The organism is Mesorhizobium sp. M8A.F.Ca.ET.208.01.1.1 (assembly GCF_004791315.1).
Lineage (GTDB): Bacteria > Pseudomonadota > Alphaproteobacteria > Rhizobiales > Rhizobiaceae > Mesorhizobium.
On record NZ_SRUT01000115.1, the window covers coordinates 1 to 371 of the forward strand.

At 65.2% G+C, this 371-nt stretch carries 1 pseudogene; it reads left to right on the plus strand.

Annotated features, from left to right (window positions below):
* Positions 1–83: 83 nt before the first annotated feature.
* Positions 84–371, plus strand: a pseudogene (locus EN851_RS34530) (ABC transporter ATP-binding protein); the annotation flags it as partial.

Genomic DNA, 371 nt, shown 5'->3' on the forward strand with positions numbered 1-371 from the left:
GCCGGCCCGCGGCGCAGCGCGGCCGAAAGGCCTTGGTTATCAATCCCGCGCCGCGTGAGCGCATAGACAGTCGAGTGCCTGGAATGTTCCGCTGGTTTGAAAACAAGCTCGATCCGTTTCCCGCCGCGGAGCCGGTCGAGCCGCCGAAGACGCTGGTCGCGTTTTGCGTGCATTACACGCGCGGCGCCTGGCCCTACATCATCCTCGACGCGGTCCTGGTGACGGCGATTGCCGTCGCCGAAGTGTGGATGTTCGGCTTCATGGGCCGCATCGTCGACTGGCTCTCGGGGCAGAATCGCGAGACTTTCCTGCAGACCGAGAGCTGGAAGCTCGCTGGCATGGCTTTCGTCGTGCTGTTCGCGCTGCCGGGC